Origin of the sequence: Microbulbifer aggregans (assembly GCF_020524005.1) — a bacterium.
In the GTDB taxonomy this organism is placed as follows: domain Bacteria; phylum Pseudomonadota; class Gammaproteobacteria; order Pseudomonadales; family Cellvibrionaceae; genus Microbulbifer; species Microbulbifer aggregans_A.
In genome coordinates, this window is sequence record NZ_JAIVKK010000002.1 from 149,850 (window position 1) to 165,958 (window position 16,109).

Below are 16,109 nucleotides of genomic sequence, written 5' to 3' on the forward strand. Positions count from 1 at the left end.
CTTGAAAGTTCTATTGCACAGTGCATCCGCACTGGAACATCAGCGTGCCAGAACATGACTTAATGGTAATTTGTACTAATTCCTGACTCTTTGAATCAGGTCAAAGCGCGATACGCTGGCGAGATAATCCTGCCAGCTGGCCGCAAGATCGTCCGTCTGGTACTTGCGGTATTTCTCCCGGTCCAGCCAGTAGACCCGTGTGGTCGCCCGGCGCAGGTCGATCAGGGGCAACTGATCGATGGCTGCCGCACCACTGCTGAATACCGAGCCGGCACGGGAATTCTGGATCATATCGCTGACAATGGTCAGGCTGACGCGCTGTGCCGTCGGGTCAATACGATTCAGGGCGGCGACATCCGACAGCGCCTCGAAGATCGGGGATACCGGCTGCTCACCACCCGCAACCGCCGCGGCAATCGCCTTATCCAGGGGCTGTTCAAAACGCTCGCGGTACAGGGCCTGCACAAACTGACGATTGGCGGTCAGGGCGCTCACATCGTCCGCCGACCGCGGTTTACACAGATCAACCACAGGTTCTGACAGCCCGTGATAGCGTTCATCCAGTACAAAGATCGAAAACCGGTCGTTGACTTCGGCAGACTCCAGCAGCCCGGCCAGATGGGTACGTAAAAAGTGCTGCTGATGTGCCGACAGCGCGTCGGAAACATCGATCACCATCAGATAGTGATTGGACCTTGGCAGGCTGCCATTGCAGAGCGTAACCTGGTCGTAATTCCGCTCCGGTGCGCGCACCGCAAAGAACGCAAATACCAATAGCCCTGACAACAACGCCAATCCAGCGAACAAAACAATGATACCTTTGCGATCTTCTGCCGAGAGACCGCGTCGTGCCCTTCTCATTACGCTTTCCTCAACCCGTGCTCAAGCTCAAGCTTATCGACCAGTGCAGTAAGGTCGGCCTGGGCTACCTCGCTACGGGCGTGCAGGATCGCGAGTGCTGTGTCATAGGTATGATCGAGATCTTCGACCAGGATCTCAAAGGCGTTGAGGTCCCTGCGGTGCTGTTCCAGCCCCGTAGTGTTCAGGCTCGGCAATTTATCCAGCTCAAAGCGCAACAGCTCCCCGAAGTACGCCGCCCTGCGGTTCAGCATCCGCGCAGAATAAGACTGGTAGTAGCGAATCAGTTCATCGAGCAGCCCCTGCGCCTTGGTAATATCCTCCTGATAATGCCGATGGATCTCATCGCTGCGCTCAATGCTGGCCTTGAACTGAATGAACTGAGCGCGAATGGTTTTTTCTTTCTCCGCGATTTCGCTTTCAATATCCTCGGCCGCCTCATTCAGCTCATCGATTGCATTGCCATACTCATCGGCCCAGGCATCCTGCAACCGCCTGACCCGACGGGTAATCGCCGTATAGCCGGGGTACCGGTCATCGACCACAAAAATCTTCGCAGCGAGTATGATCAGGGCAATACTGCTTACCACTACCATGATCCATGAATTGAAATCACGGATGCCGAACGGCTCTGCAAACAGACTTGCAATAGCGACCTGCGAGGCCGTAAAAGGATCTTGCTCCAGAGCTTCCCGGTAGTGGCCGACACCGAATACAAACGTCGCCGCCGCCAACGCAAGCCCCGAAAATGCCAGTACCGAAACCGCTTTGCGCGCGTAGTTCTGATGGAAGCAATTTCGCAATGCAAACGCCAGAAAAGCAGCAAATCCCAGATTCACCAATGTGATAATAAAAGCCTGGAAAAAGCCTCCCACCAGACCCAGCTCACTGCCTTTGGACAGGAAAAAAGCATTGAGTACGGTTTCAAAAATGACGATAAAGAAAATCAGCGAGTAATGCAGGAGGCGCGACTCACGGTAGATCGCCTCCCGGGTCAGGCCATTTCGGTGCCGGAAAATTTCCAGGTCTACACGTACCGCGGAAAGGTCGCTGGCGCAGCGTTTTAGGCCGGCGGCAAGACTGGCAAAATGGCTGATAAACCGCTTTTCAATCAGAGAGTCGGAATTTTTCAATTCCTGATGAAGCTGGCGTACCTCTACCTCACTGCGTGCGGCGATCTCCTCATCGAGTTCAGCCTGCCGGTTCTCGTGTACCCGGCCGATGATCTCCCGGGCCACATAGGAGCGCAGCCCCTCCTCACTTTCGGTATGGCTGCGCCGATCAATTTCAGGAATACCTGCCTTAACATCGCTTTCAACGCGCTGTTCGATTTTCAGGGCAGAGATGGCATTTTTAATCGCGGGAATCGTGGTCATGACTTCACCTAAAAAACATCCACTACATTTTAGGTTTGGGGTCTTACGACATGACTCCGCAGCGAATTCGGCACCAGGTTTGATGCCGCGCTGGGGTCACCGGGGAAACAGTGAAATAGCAGAGTAGGCCTGACCCGTCTGAGGTCCGGGATACAGCGCAATCCATTAGCAGAGTGCTTCCCTTTTCTTAGAATAGCCCGCCATTAGATTTTGTGACGCCAATGCGACAAACGGTGCCTGAAGAAAGAGACGCGCGCCACAATCAGCGCGAAAAGCGCCTTTTGGGGCAATTAGGAAATTATGGACAATAAAAAACGGGCCTCTCGGCCCGTTCTTCAGATTCTGAGTGGCGATCCAGTTTATTCCGAGTCACTCGGCTGGCGCATGGGCGCCGGGAAGGGAAACTTGGCCACTTTGTCGCCCTTGATGTCGACGATCTTTCCGGCACCCTCTTTTTCCACTTCATCAATCCGCACAATCGCGTGCATCGGGATATAGGAGCGCTTTACCGAAGCGAACTCGGTCTTCAGCTTCTCCTCGCTCGGGTCCACAACCAGCTGAGACTTCTCGCCAAATACGAACTCCTCCACCTCGATGAATCCGTACATTTCACTTTGGTAGATCGCGCGAGCATACAGCTCGAACACCTGGTTCTGGTTATGGAAGATGACTTTGTATATAGGGTTGGCCATGTAACTCTCTGGGAAGGGGAATGCCCCTTTGGATTCTAGTGTCGACGCAGGCTGTCTACGGACCCGGGGCCCGAAAAAGCGCGGAAGGTTAGCACTCTCTCCGGCCTCCGTCTATGCAGCCCAGTGGTCCGCCGGTATAATGCCCCACCTTTCAAATTGACCAGTTTTTAACCAGGCGTATTATGTCTTCCGAACTGTCCGAAAAACCGGTGAAAAAGCTCTTCATCAAGACCCACGGCTGCCAGATGAATGAATATGACTCTGCGCGCATGCGGGACCTGCTGGGTGAGTCTCACCAGATGGTGCCTACCGATGATCCGGAGGAGGCCGATGTACTGCTGGTGAACACCTGTTCCATCCGCGAGAAGGCACAGGAAAAACTGTTCCACCAACTGGGTCGCTGGAAGCACCTGAAAGAAAAAAATCCCGATCTGGTGATCGGTGTCGGTGGCTGTGTGGCGAGCCAGGAAGGCGATGCTATCGCCAAGCGTGCGCCCTACGTGGACCTGGTATTCGGCCCACAGACCCTGCACCGCCTGCCGGAAATGATGGAAACCAAGAAGCAACAGAACGGCGCCATTGTGGTGGACGTGTCCTTTCCGGAAATCGAGAAGTTCGACCGCCTGCCCCAACCGGAAGCCGACGGTGTAAGCGCTTTCGTGTCCATTATGGAAGGCTGCTCGAAGTACTGTACTTTCTGCGTGGTGCCGTACACCCGCGGTGAGGAAGTGAGCCGGCCAGTAGCGGATGTGCTGGAAGAAGTGGCGCACCTGGCCGCCCAGGGTGTACGTGAAGTAAACCTGCTGGGCCAGAACGTAAACGCCTACCGCGCGGCGGGTGACGATGGCCAGGTAGTCGATTTTGCCGAGCTGATCACTTACGTGGCAACGATCGACGGTATCGACCGCATCCGTTACACCACCTCCCACCCGGTAGAGTTCTCCGATGCGCTGATCGACGTGTACGCGGAAGTACCGGAGCTAGTAAACCATCTGCACCTGCCGGTTCAGAGTGGCTCCGACCGCATTCTGATGGCGATGAAGCGTGGCCACACAGCCCTGGAATACAAGTCCAAGATCCGCCGCCTGAGGGCGATCCGCCCGGACATCTGCCTGTCTTCCGACTTCATTATCGGTTTCCCCGGCGAGACCGAGCGCGACTTCGAAGCCACCATGAAGCTGATCCAGGACGTGGGCTTCGATATTTCCTTCAGCTTCATTTACTCCCCGCGCCCGGGTACCCCGGCGGCCGACCTGCCGGACGACACCCCGGAAGAGGTGAAGAAACAGCGCTTGCAGCTGTTGCAGCACCGCATCAACCAGCAGGCCGCGGAGATCGCGCGCCGGATGGTGGGCAACGTGGAGCGGGTTCTGGTGACCGGTGTCTCCAAGAAAGACCCGGGCCAGCTACAGGGGCGGACCGAGAACAACCGTGTGGTCAACTTCCGCTTTGACGATATGGCGCTGATCGGCAAATTTGCCGACGTGCTGATCGAAGAGGCCCTGCCGAACTCCCTGCGTGGGACTATGGTGGCTTCTGAGCTGGATGGGCCGCTCGACTCCTGATTCCGTGGTACCCACCCGGAGAGTTTTGTGGCGGCTCTGCTACCGGCAGTTCTTTGCGAGACACGCCGTAAACCCATCCCTGGGGGCTCTTCCGCGAGGTCCCTCTCGCGGAAGGTCTCGCAAAGAACTGCCGGTAGCAGCGCCTTCACCCTAAAGCATGCACCGTTCAATTCGCCCTGAAGCTGTAAAAACACCGAAGTAAAAAGCGGTTCCTTTCCGGGACACGCTACGAGCACATCCCTGTGCACTCGGACGCGGCCATCCATGGCCGCGTACGGTCCCGGAAAGAAACCCCGGTAGAAGGGCCTTCGCGTCTCACTTATGTGCAGTTGCAATACCTGAGCCACTTAAGTGGCAAATAGTTTTGCGCGAAGGTCCTGATACCGATAGTCCTTTGTGAGACCTTCCGCGAGAGGGACCTCGCGGAAGAGCCCCCATGGATGGGTTCACGGCGTGTCTCACAAAGGACTATCGGTAGCAGGACCGCCACAGGAATACCTTACGAAGTACCCTAGAGGCGCTAGGGAGTACCAAAAGAGAAGCCAGGGTATTGGATCGCCTACAAGCAGGCTTCTACATGAAAACCAGCCCCCAGAAAACAAACTGTCATACTCCCCTGTTATAAGCCCTCCAGCCGTTTAGAACCCATTCGTCACACTCCCCCCTTTCCCATATGATCGAAATGGGTATAACCTACAGACTGAATCCCCATACTAAAGGTGCATGGAAACCAATTTGGAAACACAAGCCCTCGCTCACAGCATCACCCTTGAGCCCAACGACGCCCGCCGCCTGGCCAATCTCTGTGGCCAATTCGACCAACATCTGCGCCAGATTGAACAACGACTGGATATCGAAATCCGTAATCGCGGCAATCAGTTTGCCATCTACGGCGATGCCAAGTCCGCCCGCGCTGCCGGTGAGATCCTGAGCAACCTGTACAAGGAAACCGGTGCAGATGACCTGACCCCGGATGAGATTCACCTTGCGCTGCAGGAATCCGGTGTCGAAGAGCTGGTCAGCGGTGAAAAGTCCGGGGATGCGGGCGATCAGGTCGTCCTGATCCGCACCAAGAAGTGCTCTGTACGCCCGCGTGGTGTTAACCAGCGCATATATGTGCGTGCAGTACAGTCCAACGATATCAACTTCGGCATCGGCCCCGCGGGTACCGGTAAAACCTACCTCGCCGTCGCCTGTGCTGTAGAGGCACTGCTTAAAGACTCCGTAGAGCGGATCCTGCTGGTGCGCCCGGCGGTTGAGGCCGGTGAAAAACTGGGCTTCCTCCCCGGTGACCTGAGCCAGAAAGTAGACCCCTATCTGCGCCCGCTGTACGACGCCCTCTATGAGATGCTCGGTTTCGAAACCGTGGGCAAGCTGATCGAGCGCAACGTCATCGAAGTTGCACCGCTCGCGTATATGCGCGGCCGCACACTGAACAACGCCTTTGTGATTCTGGATGAGAGCCAGAACACCACCCGCGAGCAGATGAAAATGTTCCTGACCCGCATCGGATTCGGCTCCACCGCAGTGATCACCGGCGACCCCAGCCAGATCGACCTGCCCCGTGGCGCGGCCTCTGGTCTGCGTCACGCCATCGAAGTGCTGGATAACGTGAATGGCATCAGCTTTACCCACTTCGGAGCCAAGGACGTTGTGCGCCACCCACTGGTCCAGCGCATTGTCGAAGCCTACGACGTGCACGAAGCCGAAGTCGAAGCGGAACGAGAAGCCCGGAAAGCTGCCGCCCAGCAGATGAGCGCCGGTGCCGCAGGGGAAGATGCCGCCTGACCCCGGTCAGGCGCTTCGTACCATGAATCAGATTGATCCAGCCCAGGCTAGCGCTGCGCAGCCGTTCGGCACCATGGCAGAACCCGTGGTCGAACTGGATGTGCAGCGGGCCACCACTTACCCCAACCTCCCCGAAGACCAGGACTTGTTACAGTGGGCTATCGCCGCTGTGAGCGGTCTCCGCGACGAAGCGGAGATATCCCTGCGCATTGTCGATGAAGACGAGAGCCAGGCCCTGAATCTCCAGTACCGGGGCAAAGACAAACCAACAAACGTGCTGTCATTTCCAGCAGATATCCCCGAAGAACTGGGCTTACCACTGCTCGGCGATCTGGTGATCTGCGCCCAGGTGGTGGCCAGCGAGGCGGAACAACAGCACAAAGCACTCGCTGCACACTGGGCACATATGGTTGTCCATGGCACACTGCACCTATTGGGTTATGACCATATCGAGGACGACGAGGCCGAGATTATGGAAAATCTTGAAACCCGCATAATGGCGCGCATGGGATTTAGTGATCCCTACGCGATAATTGAGGAATCCGCACAACAAACCGCGGATTCCCACAAGCTTTCAGACGGAACCGACGAGTAACGCGGAGTATGGCCACATCCATGACCACCGACGAACCCCCAAGTAGCTCCTCCTCCAACCGCCCCCGATCGGGGGAGAAAAACTGGTTGGATAAGTTACTGGGTGCTTTTTCTTCAGAACCCAGATCCCGCGATGAGCTGCTGGACATCATCAAGGACGCTGCCGAAAACAAGGTCGTAGACCCGGAAGCGCTGTCCATCATCGAGGGTGCGCTGGACGTTTCCAGCCAGCAGGTGCGGGAAATCATGATCCCGCGCTCGCAAATGGTGGTAGTCAGCATTGAAGACTCCCCCAAAGAATTCCTGCCCAAGGTCATCGAGTCCGGCCACTCCCGTTTCCCGGTTGTGGGCGAGAGTATCGACGATATCCGGGGTATTCTGCTCGCCAAAGACCTCCTGCCACTGGTACTCAAGGGCGTGGATGAATTCCACCTTGAGGACATTATCCGCCCGGCCAACATCATTCCCGAGAGCAAGCGCCTGAACATCCTGCTGCGGGAGTTTCGCGAGAACCGCTACCATATGGCAGTCGTGATCGACGAATACGGCGGTGTATCCGGCGTGGTCACCATCGAGGATATTCTCGAAGAGATCGTCGGTGAGATTGAAGATGAGACCGACGAGGAAGAAGCGGACAGCTTTATTCGCAAAGTCAGCGAAAACGACTTTGTGGTAAAAGCGCTCACCCCCATCGAAGACTTCAATGAGTACTTTGAGTGCGAATTCAGTGATGAGGAATTCGATACCGTGGGCGGGCTCATCATGCAGTCATTTGGCCATTTACCGGGCCGTGATGAAACCACCACTCTGGGCGAGTTCCGGTTCCGCGTACTCTATGCGGATAACCGACAGATCCACCTGCTGCGGGTCAGCAGGCTGGGTAAGCCTGCGGAAGAGGACGGTTAACGCAACTCATCCGCCAGCACCAGCTGCCCTAGCAGCTGGTGCGTCTTAACGTCAACGTCCGCTATCGGCCAGCTTGAATTTTCCATGCGCAAATTTACCGCTTCCCTTATGGCACCGCTTTTAGCCGTTATTGCCGGCAGCCTGCTAACGCTTTCACTGGCCCCCTATAACTACTGGTGGTGCAGCCTCATTTCACTGGCCATGTTTGCCTGGATCCTTGCTCCCGGCCCTCGTGCCCAGCCACTCAGCACGTGGCGCAGCTACCGCCTGGCCTTTTGCTTTGGCTTTGGCCTTTTCGTTACCGGCGGCTCCTGGGTATATGTTTCCATCACCGATTTCGGCGGCTCATCGGCGATTCTCGGTGTACTGCTGACTGGTGCATTCGTCTCCATACTGGCGGTATTGTTTGCCGTACCTTTTGCATTTATCGGCCGGTTTCGCGGAAGCCCGGTTGCGTTCGCGCTCGCATTTGCCAGCCTGTGGTTTATGGCTGAATGGCTGCGCACCTGGGTATTCACCGGGTTCCCCTGGTTATTTGCCGGTTACGGGCACCTCAACACCTGGCTGGCGGGATGGGCTCCCGTTATCAGCGTTTACGGTATTGGCCTGCTGCTCGCCTTCACCGCTGCGGTGATCGCGCTCGTAATACGGGGTGCACTCGCCCCGCTCAAAGCCCCAACCAGTATCGCATTACTCGTCGCGGCGTTACTGCCCTGGGCCGCGGGCCTGGCAATGCAGAGCGTTAGCTGGACCCATCAGAAAGACACCGAAGTCACCCTTGGCCTGGTACAGGCGAATATCCCCCAGGATAAGAAGTGGTTACCGGAATTTCGCGGCGAGACCATCCGCCGTTACCAGAGTGCCACCGCGAAACTGCGCGAAGAAGGCGTCGATGTGGTGATTTGGCCGGAGGCTGCTCTGCCGCTGCTTTACCACCATGCGCCCAACCTGATGGAAGCCCTGCAACGCAATGCGGAACAAAGCGGCAGTGAGCTGATTACCGGTATCCTTTACGATACCGAGAAGGATCAGCGGCGAATTGTGCACAACTCTGCCGTCGTGTTCGGCAGCCAGCAACAGCTGTACCACAAACGCCATCTTGTGCCGTTTGGCGAATATGTGCCGCTGGAAGACTGGATTCGCGGAACAATCGAATTTTTCAATTTGCCGACATCCTTTATCCGCCCCGGCCCGGATGACCAGGCCCCGCTCAGCGCGGGCAAGCTGAACTGGGCACCGCTGATCTGCTACGAGATCGTTTACCCTCAGCTGGTGGCGGATAGTGCCGGCGGCGCTGATGTACTGCTGACCCTGAGCAACGACGCGTGGTTCGGAAAGTCCATCGGCCCGCTGCAACATATGCAAATGGCCCAGATGCGCGCACTGGAGACCCAGCGCTATCTGGTACGGGCAACCAATACCGGAGTTACGGCACTGGTAAACCCACAGGGCCAGATCGTCAGCACGCTTCCCCAGTTTGAACAGGCCACGCTGACCGGCAAAGTGCGTGCCCGCAGCGGCAACACCCCTTACATGATTTACGGTACCTGGGGTGTACTCGCGCTTGCCGTATTGTTTCTCGTCGTCGCCTGGTTACTGCAACGCACCCCGGCCGTTAGCAGCAATACCGCTTACGCACGGGAACTTGCGGACTGACATCACACATTAGCGCGGCAAAGGACGCCGCGCTTGCGCCTGCTTAAACCCCGAACACCCGAAAACCCAAGACTCACGCCAGCAGTGCCGTTCACGACTGCTATCATCCACAGATATTCACCCGGCAAATCCATTCCGACCCATTTGCATGGTCACAACAATTTGCCGCGGTCGCGCAGAGCCAATTATCCACTCTGCGAACACACCCAATTCCAGCACAGATGATCAATGTGCGGCATGGACGCCTGATTTATGCATTGTTTAATTACTGGCGGCACAGGATTGATAGGCCAGCTGTTTTGCGCGCAATGGCTGGCGCGCGGTAATTCACTGACAGTATTAAGCCGCAGCCCGGATACTGTACATCGCCTGTGCGGGGAATCCGCGCGGGGCGTGAGCAGCCTGCAGCAGGTCGAAGGCCCGGTGGATGTGGTGGTGAACCTGGCCGGAGAAACCATCTCCAAGCGCTGGAATCGCAGCCGCAAGGATGAAATCCGCCGCTCCCGCCTCGAGACCACAAACACACTGGTAAAGTGGATTCTGTCGCAACCCCGGCCTCCTCACTATGTTCTCTCGGGATCTGCCGTAGGGTATTACGGCAATCGCGGTGGCGACCTTCTCAAAGAAACCAGCGGCCCGGGTGGCGGCTTTGCCGCTGAGCTCTGTCGTGACTGGGAAGCTGCCACCCAGCCACTGCAACAGGCCGGAATCTGTGTGGGTACCATGCGCACCGCTGTGGTGCTTTCCACCCGCGGTGGCGCCCTTGCTCAAATGCTACCGGCGTTTCGCCTGGGGCTCGGAGGGCCCATGGGTACCGGGGAACACTGGCTGAGCTGGATTCACGAAGATGACATCGTAGGGCTTATGCTCCACGCCATCGACCGCAATATCTGCCAACCTTTCAATGCCTGCTCGCCCGAGGCAGTCACCAACAACAGCTTCTCCCGCCTGCTTGCCCGCCAGCTACACCGCCCCTGTGTGATGCGCACGCCGGCCTGGATGCTCAAACTGATGTTCGGGGAGATGGCCGAGGAATTACTGCTGGCGAGTCAGAAAATGGAACCCCGCACCGCACTCGATAGTGGCTACAGCTTTGAATACCCCACCCTGGAAAAGGCCCTGGCAGATTTGCTGAGCCCCGGTAGCACCAGCAGGAACACAGCGCATACCAGAACCCGTTGACGCCCAAAACGCATAAAGCCCGCACAAGGCGGGCTCTATGAGGAAGTCCTGGGTGAGCGGTTTCAGGCTGCTGCCGAATTGCTCGTCAATGCCTCGTCCAGATATCCACGTGCCGAATCCGAAGTCACGGGTTCAGCCTTGCACTCCATGGGCGCAGTGCCAACCCATTGAGCGTACCAGCGATACCAGTTTTGCTGCACGGTTTCACTACCCGTACTCTCAAAACGCAGCTCGGCAAAATCGGTCTGCTCTGGGTCCAACTTGAACTCGCGCACAATCTGTCCAACGAATGTCGCGAAGTTTTTTGTAAATTGAGCACCACTCTCACTACCAGCAGAGAGCAGCACCAGTTGGCGTTTGCCACGCCGGGTAAGCTTGAACCCTATCCACACCGGTCGGTTCATCCGGTTATGTAACTGGACAGGGGACAGAGACGCTGGAAATTCCGTCATCAGACATTACCTCTTTTATTTTTTGTTGTTATTCCCGGCATGATCCAGCTTTTCGCCGCTGGTCTCATCCCGGTTGCGAATCCAGTTCGCACTACAGCAATTACCTTCCGTAACCGCTACCGACCCTCTCGGTCACGCCTGGACGCCACCCTAACAGCCGGTTAGTAAGGACGCACATACTAGGTTTGTGATCCCAATTGGGCAACCGCAGTACTGACTGCCCCACTCCGGTCAGCAATTACGCTTCTCCGGCAGGGGATGCCAGCGATACCAGAAGTCACCGAGAATCTCCCGCCAGTACACCTGAGTCCGCAGCAGTGCACCGGCACTCGGCAACCACCGCAGGATCCCACTCTGGCTCCTGGGCAATAACTCCCCGGGAGACCCCACCGGCATTGGCCGCACCTGCAAACCTGCGCGGGCAAACACCTCGGCCGCCCGTGGCATATGCCACCAGTGCGTGACCAGTATCACACTTTCGACCCCAGAGTCGTGCAGAAGTGCCGCCGAGTTAGCCGCATTTTCCGCCGTAGTTCGGCTGCAATTCTCGCGCCAAGTCACCGGTCGGGAGAACAATTGCTCCAAAACATCAGCCATCAAGCCGGCTTCAGAGGCCTTTTCATCTTTATATACACGCCCCCCGGACACCAGAATTGGCAATTCCTTGGGTGCATTGGTAACAGCCCAGGTCACCCGGTCGAGGGTGGTGAGCGATAATCGTTCAGCCCCGCTATCTTCATCCCGGTAGCGCCCACCACCAAGGATCACCACAGCGGTGGGATCTACCGACGGCGTCGCGGGCGTCTGGGCCACCAATTGCCGCCCCAGCCAGCCTGAGAACGCCGGTGTCGCGGATATCCACAAGGTGAGGCCACACAGAATAGCCAGCGGCAGTGACAGTTTTGCGATCAGCGATGAAGCCGGGAAAAAACACAGCACTAACGCCAACAGTAATCCCACCAGGGGGGCGAAAGGGGGCATCAGCAGGGTACTCAGCGCGGTTTGCAGTTCCATATTGCTCTAGTTTGGTGCCTTTTATTGTTCCGTTGTCGTTCCCGAATCTTTGTTATATCGGCCGATATCTGCTGGAAGCAGACGACTCAGGTATCGTGCAAGCCGCCAGTGATCTGGCGAAAACAGCCATAGCCACAGCGGTGACAGGGTGTGATCTGGCTGTTGGCCGGCGGCAGGGCCCGGTACCCACAACCGAGACACTGAAGCTCCTCGCCCTCTCCAACTTCTTCCCCGGCCAAAGCCCAGGGTTCACCGCGCTTGATACAGCGCATCAGGTTTGGCCAGGCGGTTTTGGTTGGATCCGCAGCGTCCAGGAGCCAATCGCCGGTACGCTCTTCCAGCGTCTGCAGCTCGCCGCCCAGCCCCCGTATATAGTCCGCAGCCCGGTGCAGGTCATCTTTGAGCCACGCGCGCAGGAACGCCGCCTTGCTGGCGGTCAACTCCTCCACGGCCAGTTCACCTTCGACCAGCTTTTCCAGGTCATGGCGCAGCTCGGAGGAAAGATCCCCATCTTCCATGGGCAAATCCGGGCTTGCTGAATTCTCATTCCTTTTCCCCGCACCTTCTTTCCCTGCGCCTTTAGGTTCCTTACTCACCCCATCCCTCCTATAATTCGCCGTTTTCCGGCCGAACCGCGAATAGCTCCCGGCCAGAACATACCCATAGATCGAGTCACAGAGTATAGGTTCCCCACAGATGGAAGAGCAGTACAACCCCTCCGCAGTCGAAGCCGCCGCCCAGCAACACTGGGACGCCGAGAAAAGCTTCGAGGTAAAGGAAGACCCCAGCAAGGACAAGTTCTACTGCCTGTCGATGTTCCCCTACCCCAGCGGTAAGCTGCACATGGGGCACGTGCGCAACTACACCATCACCGACGTAATCTCCCGCTACCAGCGCATGCAGGGCAAAAACGTGCTGCACCCCATGGGCTGGGATGCCTTCGGCCTGCCCGCGGAGAACGCCGCGATCCAGAACAAGACCGCGCCGGCCAAGTGGACCTACTCCAACATCGACTACATGAAAGGCCAGCTGAAAGCCCTCGGCTTCGGCTTTGACTGGTCCCGCGAGCTGGCCACCTGCCAGCCGTCCTATTACCGCTGGGAGCAGTGGTTCTTCACCCGCCTGTACAAGAAGGGCCTGGTATACAAGAAAAACTCCGCGGTGAACTGGTGCCCCCACGACGCCACCGTACTCGCCAACGAGCAGGTGGAAGACGGCTGCTGCTGGCGCTGCGGCACCACCGTAGAGCGCCGCGAGCTGGCACAGTGGTTCATCAAGATCACCGACTACGCGGAAGAACTGCTGAAAGACCTGGACCAGTTGCCGGACTGGCCGGAGCAAGTGCGCACCATGCAGCGCAACTGGATCGGCAAGAGCAAGGGCGTAGAACTCGCCTTCGCCCTGCCGAAAACCATTGCCGGTGTCGACCACTTTGACGTGTACACCACTCGTCCGGACACCCTGATGGGCGTCACCTACGTCTCCCTGGCCGCCGAGCACCCGATCGCTTTGGAACTGGCCGACAGCAACCCGGAACTGAAAACCTTCATTGCCGAGTGCAAGAAGCAATCCATGTCCGAAGCCGATATGGCCACCATGGATAAAAAAGGCATGGACACCGGCCTCAAGGCCATCCATCCGCTCACCGGCGAAGAAGTACCGGTTTGGGTCGCCAACTACGTGCTGATGGATTACGGCAGCGGTGCCGTAATGGCTGTACCGGCGCACGACCAGCGCGACTGGGAATTTGCCAGGAAGTACGCTCTGCCGATCAAGCAGGTCATCGCACCTGCCGGTGACGAAGTCATTGATCTGGAAAAAGAGGCCTTCACAGAGAAAGGCAACCTCGTGAACTCCGGTGGTTTCGACGGCCTCGACTTCGAAGCCGCGTTCAATGCCATCGCCGACGGCCTGGAAGCCGCCGGAAAAGGTCGTGTCACCACCAACTACCGCCTGCGTGACTGGGGTGTATCCCGCCAGCGCTACTGGGGCGCACCGATCCCCATGTTCAACCTGGCCGACGGCAGCGAGATCCCGGTACCGGCGGAAAAACTGCCGATCCTGCTGCCGGAAGACGTAGAACTGGACGGCATCACCTCCCCGATCAAAGCCGATCCGGAATGGTGCAAAGACGAATACAACGGCGAAGCGGTCGAGCGCGAAACCGACACCTTCGACACCTTCATGGAATCCAGCTGGTACTACGCCCGTTACACCTGCCCGGATTTTGAAGAAGGCATGCTCGACCCGGACCGCGCCAACTACTGGCTGCCGGTGGACCAGTATGTGGGCGGTATCGAACACGCCATCCTGCACCTGCTGTACGCACGCTTCTTCCACAAGCTGATGCGCGACGAAGGCCTGGTGAACAGCGACGAGCCCTTCAAGCGCCTGCTGTGCCAGGGCATGGTGCTGGCCGAGTCTTTCTACAAAGAAGTCGACGGCCACAAAACCTGGATCGCCCCGACTGCCGTGGACGTCGAACGTGACGACAAGGGCAAGCCGATCAAAGCCATCGAACGTGCCACCGGTGAAGAAGTCGTTGCCGGCGGTGTGGTGAAAATGTCCAAATCCAAGAACAACGGCATCGACCCCCACGCCGCGGTACAGGAATACGGTGCCGATACCGTGCGCCTGTTCACCATGTTCGCCGCGCCCCCCGAGCAGACCCTCGAGTGGCACGACTCCGGTGTAGAAGGTGCCAGCCGCTTCCTGCGCAAACTGTGGAAAACCGTACATGGCCACACCGAAGCCGGCGACGGCAGTGCCGCGATTGACGTGAACAACCTGAGCGACAAACAGCAACAGCTGCGCCGCAAGACCCACGAAACCATCCAGAAAGTCAGCGACGACTACGGCCGCCGCCAGACCTTCAACACGGCCGTGGCCGCGGTTATGGAACTGCTGAACGAAGTGGGCAAAACCGCTGAACGCGATAGCGTCAACGGCCTCGCCGTAGAACGTGAAGCCCTGCAAGCTGCGGTTATGCTGCTCGCCCCGGTCACCCCGCACATCAGCCACGAACTGTGGAAAGCACTGGGCAACACCGGCGAACTCGTTGATGCCCAGTGGCCACAAGTCGATGAAAAAGCCCTCGTCCGCTCCAGCATCACCCTGGTGGTACAGGTAAACGGCAAATTGCGTGCGAAACTGGAAGTGCCCGCGGACGCCGACAAAGAAGCACTGGAAAAAATGGCTTTGGAAGACGAGAACGTACTGAAATTTACCGAGGGTAAAACTGTACGTAAGGTGATCGTGGTGCCGGGTAAACTGGTTAACATCGTCGCCAACTAAGCGTCCTTTCACTTCTAACGAAGCACAAAAACCCGACGCGAAGGCCAGGTAGCGGGTACGGGTTTTCAGGAGCGTCGCAAACAGGATGTTTGCGCCGCAGCGCCCAGGGATGGGTCTACAGCGGTCCTGAAAACCCGTACCCGGTACCTGGCTGCCACAAGACTCCAAAAAGAACGCAACGGACCAAGATGAAAAGCACCATGCTTCGCACCCTGACAATAATTCTGGCCGTCACAATTTCAGCTTGCGGCTGGCACCTCCGCGGCGCACCGAAGAATTTCCCTCCGGGCAGCACTCTGTACATCACCACAGAAGATCCCCGCAGCGATATCGCCGAAAGTATCTCCCGCCTGTTGCAGACCAGCGGCCTGCCACTCGCAGAAGAACCTGCGCAAGCCGACTTCCTGTTAACCATCCACCGCGAAATCGAACAGAAGCGCACCGTATCCGTGGATGCCAAAGGCCGCGCTTCCGAATACGAGCTGACCACCAGCGCCGAATACAGCGTGCGCGATAACACCGGCCGCCAACTCCTCACCGAAGCCCGCGCCGACGTCTATCGCACACTCGAATGGAACGAAGGCGAAGTCGTGAGTAAAGGTGAAGAAGAACGGATTTTGCGGGAAGAAATGCGTCGCGAACTGATCAGCCGCATCATCGACCGCCTGCGCCGCATCGACGTGCGTACCCCGGTTACCGACAGCCCCTCAGCGCCATAAGGGCAACGCACTC

General features: G+C 57.6%; 14 protein-coding genes. 8 read left to right on the top strand and 6 right to left on the bottom strand.

All coding sequences use genetic code 11. The features are described from left to right. Window positions 1-75: 75 nt before the first annotated feature. From LC093_RS04680 to LC093_RS04690, 3 genes are all read right to left on the bottom strand, one after another. Entirely contained in the window at window positions 76-861 is a 786-nt protein-coding gene (locus LC093_RS04680; RefSeq protein ID WP_226662731.1) for a hypothetical protein, read from the bottom strand. Next, entirely contained in the window at window positions 861-2,234 is a 1,374-nt protein-coding gene (locus tag LC093_RS04685) for a hypothetical protein (protein ID WP_226662732.1), read from the bottom strand. The genes LC093_RS04680 and LC093_RS04685 overlap by 1 nt, the downstream gene beginning before the upstream one ends. A 359-nt stretch (window positions 2,235-2,593) precedes the next feature. Further along, complete coding sequence (locus tag LC093_RS04690; RefSeq protein ID WP_226662734.1) at window positions 2,594-2,926, bottom strand: DUF1820 family protein; 333 nt, start codon at window positions 2,924-2,926, stop codon at window positions 2,594-2,596. Window positions 2,927-3,108: 182 nt separating this feature from the next. Here LC093_RS04690 and miaB point away from each other — a divergent pair, with 182 nt between their 5' ends. From miaB to LC093_RS04720, 6 genes are all read left to right on the top strand, one after another. Then, window positions 3,109-4,491, top strand: coding sequence for a tRNA (N6-isopentenyl adenosine(37)-C2)-methylthiotransferase MiaB (gene miaB, locus LC093_RS04695; protein WP_226662736.1), 1,383 nt, complete (start codon window positions 3,109-3,111; stop codon window positions 4,489-4,491). Between the two features lie 723 nt (window positions 4,492-5,214). After that, window positions 5,215-6,279 carry a PhoH family protein gene (locus LC093_RS04700; RefSeq protein WP_226662739.1) on the top strand — a complete coding sequence of 355 codons (1,065 nt, stop codon included), beginning with the start codon at window positions 5,215-5,217 and terminating at the stop codon, window positions 6,277-6,279. 73 nt (window positions 6,280-6,352) lie between these two features. Further along, the gene (gene ybeY, locus LC093_RS04705) at window positions 6,353-6,874 is read left to right on the top strand and encodes an rRNA maturation RNase YbeY (RefSeq protein ID WP_226662896.1); all 522 of its coding nucleotides are present in this window, start codon (window positions 6,353-6,355) and stop codon (window positions 6,872-6,874) included. 8 nt (window positions 6,875-6,882) lie between these two features. Then, window positions 6,883-7,779, top strand: a complete 897-nt coding sequence (locus LC093_RS04710; RefSeq protein WP_226662741.1) for an HlyC/CorC family transporter — start codon at window positions 6,883-6,885, stop codon at window positions 7,777-7,779. 84 nt (window positions 7,780-7,863) lie between these two features. After that, window positions 7,864-9,435 (top strand): apolipoprotein N-acyltransferase, encoded by a 1,572-nt coding sequence (lnt, locus tag LC093_RS04715; RefSeq protein WP_226662743.1) that lies wholly within the window; start codon window positions 7,864-7,866, stop codon window positions 9,433-9,435. Between the two features lie 252 nt (window positions 9,436-9,687). Next, entirely contained in the window at window positions 9,688-10,617 is a 930-nt protein-coding gene (locus LC093_RS04720; RefSeq protein WP_226662746.1) for a TIGR01777 family oxidoreductase, read from the top strand. Window positions 10,618-10,679: 62 nt separating this feature from the next. Here LC093_RS04720 and LC093_RS04725 read toward each other — a convergent pair whose 3' ends face one another. The 3 genes from LC093_RS04725 to LC093_RS04735 all read right to left on the bottom strand — a co-directional run bounded on the left by LC093_RS04725 (window position 10,680) and on the right by LC093_RS04735 (window position 12,679). After that, window positions 10,680-11,069, bottom strand: coding sequence for a hypothetical protein (locus tag LC093_RS04725; RefSeq protein WP_226662748.1), 390 nt, complete (start codon window positions 11,067-11,069; stop codon window positions 10,680-10,682). A gap of 231 nt (window positions 11,070-11,300) precedes the next feature. Beyond that, the gene (locus LC093_RS04730) at window positions 11,301-12,083 is read right to left on the bottom strand and encodes a YdcF family protein (protein WP_226662750.1); all 783 of its coding nucleotides are present in this window, start codon (window positions 12,081-12,083) and stop codon (window positions 11,301-11,303) included. Window positions 12,084-12,169: 86 nt separating this feature from the next. Next, window positions 12,170-12,679 carry a zinc ribbon-containing protein gene (locus LC093_RS04735; protein WP_226662752.1) on the bottom strand — a complete coding sequence of 170 codons (510 nt, stop codon included), beginning with the start codon at window positions 12,677-12,679 and terminating at the stop codon, window positions 12,170-12,172. A 100-nt stretch (window positions 12,680-12,779) separates the two neighbouring features. Here LC093_RS04735 and leuS point away from each other — a divergent pair, with 100 nt between their 5' ends. Continuing rightward, a complete protein-coding gene (leuS, locus tag LC093_RS04740) occupies window positions 12,780-15,377 on the top strand; it encodes a leucine--tRNA ligase (RefSeq protein WP_226662754.1) in 2,598 nt (865 codons plus the stop codon). Window positions 15,378-15,577: 200 nt separating this feature from the next. Then, complete coding sequence (lptE, locus tag LC093_RS04745; RefSeq protein ID WP_226662756.1) at window positions 15,578-16,096, top strand: LPS assembly lipoprotein LptE; 519 nt, start codon at window positions 15,578-15,580, stop codon at window positions 16,094-16,096. Window positions 16,097-16,109: the final 13 nt, after the last annotated feature.

What these genes read in the sequence shown, in the direction of transcription:
- leuS (WP_226662754.1), top strand. Translation starts at nt 12,780, where the DNA reads ATGGAAGAGCAGTACAACCCCTCCGCAGTCGAAGCCGCCGCCCAGCAA.
- lnt (WP_226662743.1), top strand. Translation starts at nt 7,864, where the DNA reads ATGCGCAAATTTACCGCTTCCCTTATGGCACCGCTTTTAGCCGTTATT.
- LC093_RS04725 (WP_226662748.1), bottom strand. Translation starts at nt 11,069, where the DNA reads ATGACGGAATTTCCAGCGTCTCTGTCCCCTGTCCAGTTACATAACCGG.
- LC093_RS04730 (WP_226662750.1), bottom strand. Translation starts at nt 12,083, where the DNA reads ATGGAACTGCAAACCGCGCTGAGTACCCTGCTGATGCCCCCTTTCGCC.
- LC093_RS04685 (WP_226662732.1), bottom strand. Translation starts at nt 2,234, where the DNA reads ATGACCACGATTCCCGCGATTAAAAATGCCATCTCTGCCCTGAAAATC.
- LC093_RS04680 (WP_226662731.1), bottom strand. Translation starts at nt 861, where the DNA reads ATGAGAAGGGCACGACGCGGTCTCTCGGCAGAAGATCGCAAAGGTATC.
- lptE (WP_226662756.1), top strand. Translation starts at nt 15,578, where the DNA reads ATGCTTCGCACCCTGACAATAATTCTGGCCGTCACAATTTCAGCTTGC.
- miaB (WP_226662736.1), top strand. Translation starts at nt 3,109, where the DNA reads ATGTCTTCCGAACTGTCCGAAAAACCGGTGAAAAAGCTCTTCATCAAG.
- LC093_RS04710 (WP_226662741.1), top strand. Translation starts at nt 6,883, where the DNA reads ATGGCCACATCCATGACCACCGACGAACCCCCAAGTAGCTCCTCCTCC.
- LC093_RS04690 (WP_226662734.1), bottom strand. Translation starts at nt 2,926, where the DNA reads ATGGCCAACCCTATATACAAAGTCATCTTCCATAACCAGAACCAGGTG.
- ybeY (WP_226662896.1), top strand. Translation starts at nt 6,353, where the DNA reads ATGGCAGAACCCGTGGTCGAACTGGATGTGCAGCGGGCCACCACTTAC.
- LC093_RS04700 (WP_226662739.1), top strand. Translation starts at nt 5,215, where the DNA reads ATGGAAACCAATTTGGAAACACAAGCCCTCGCTCACAGCATCACCCTT.
- LC093_RS04720 (WP_226662746.1), top strand. Translation starts at nt 9,688, where the DNA reads ATGCATTGTTTAATTACTGGCGGCACAGGATTGATAGGCCAGCTGTTT.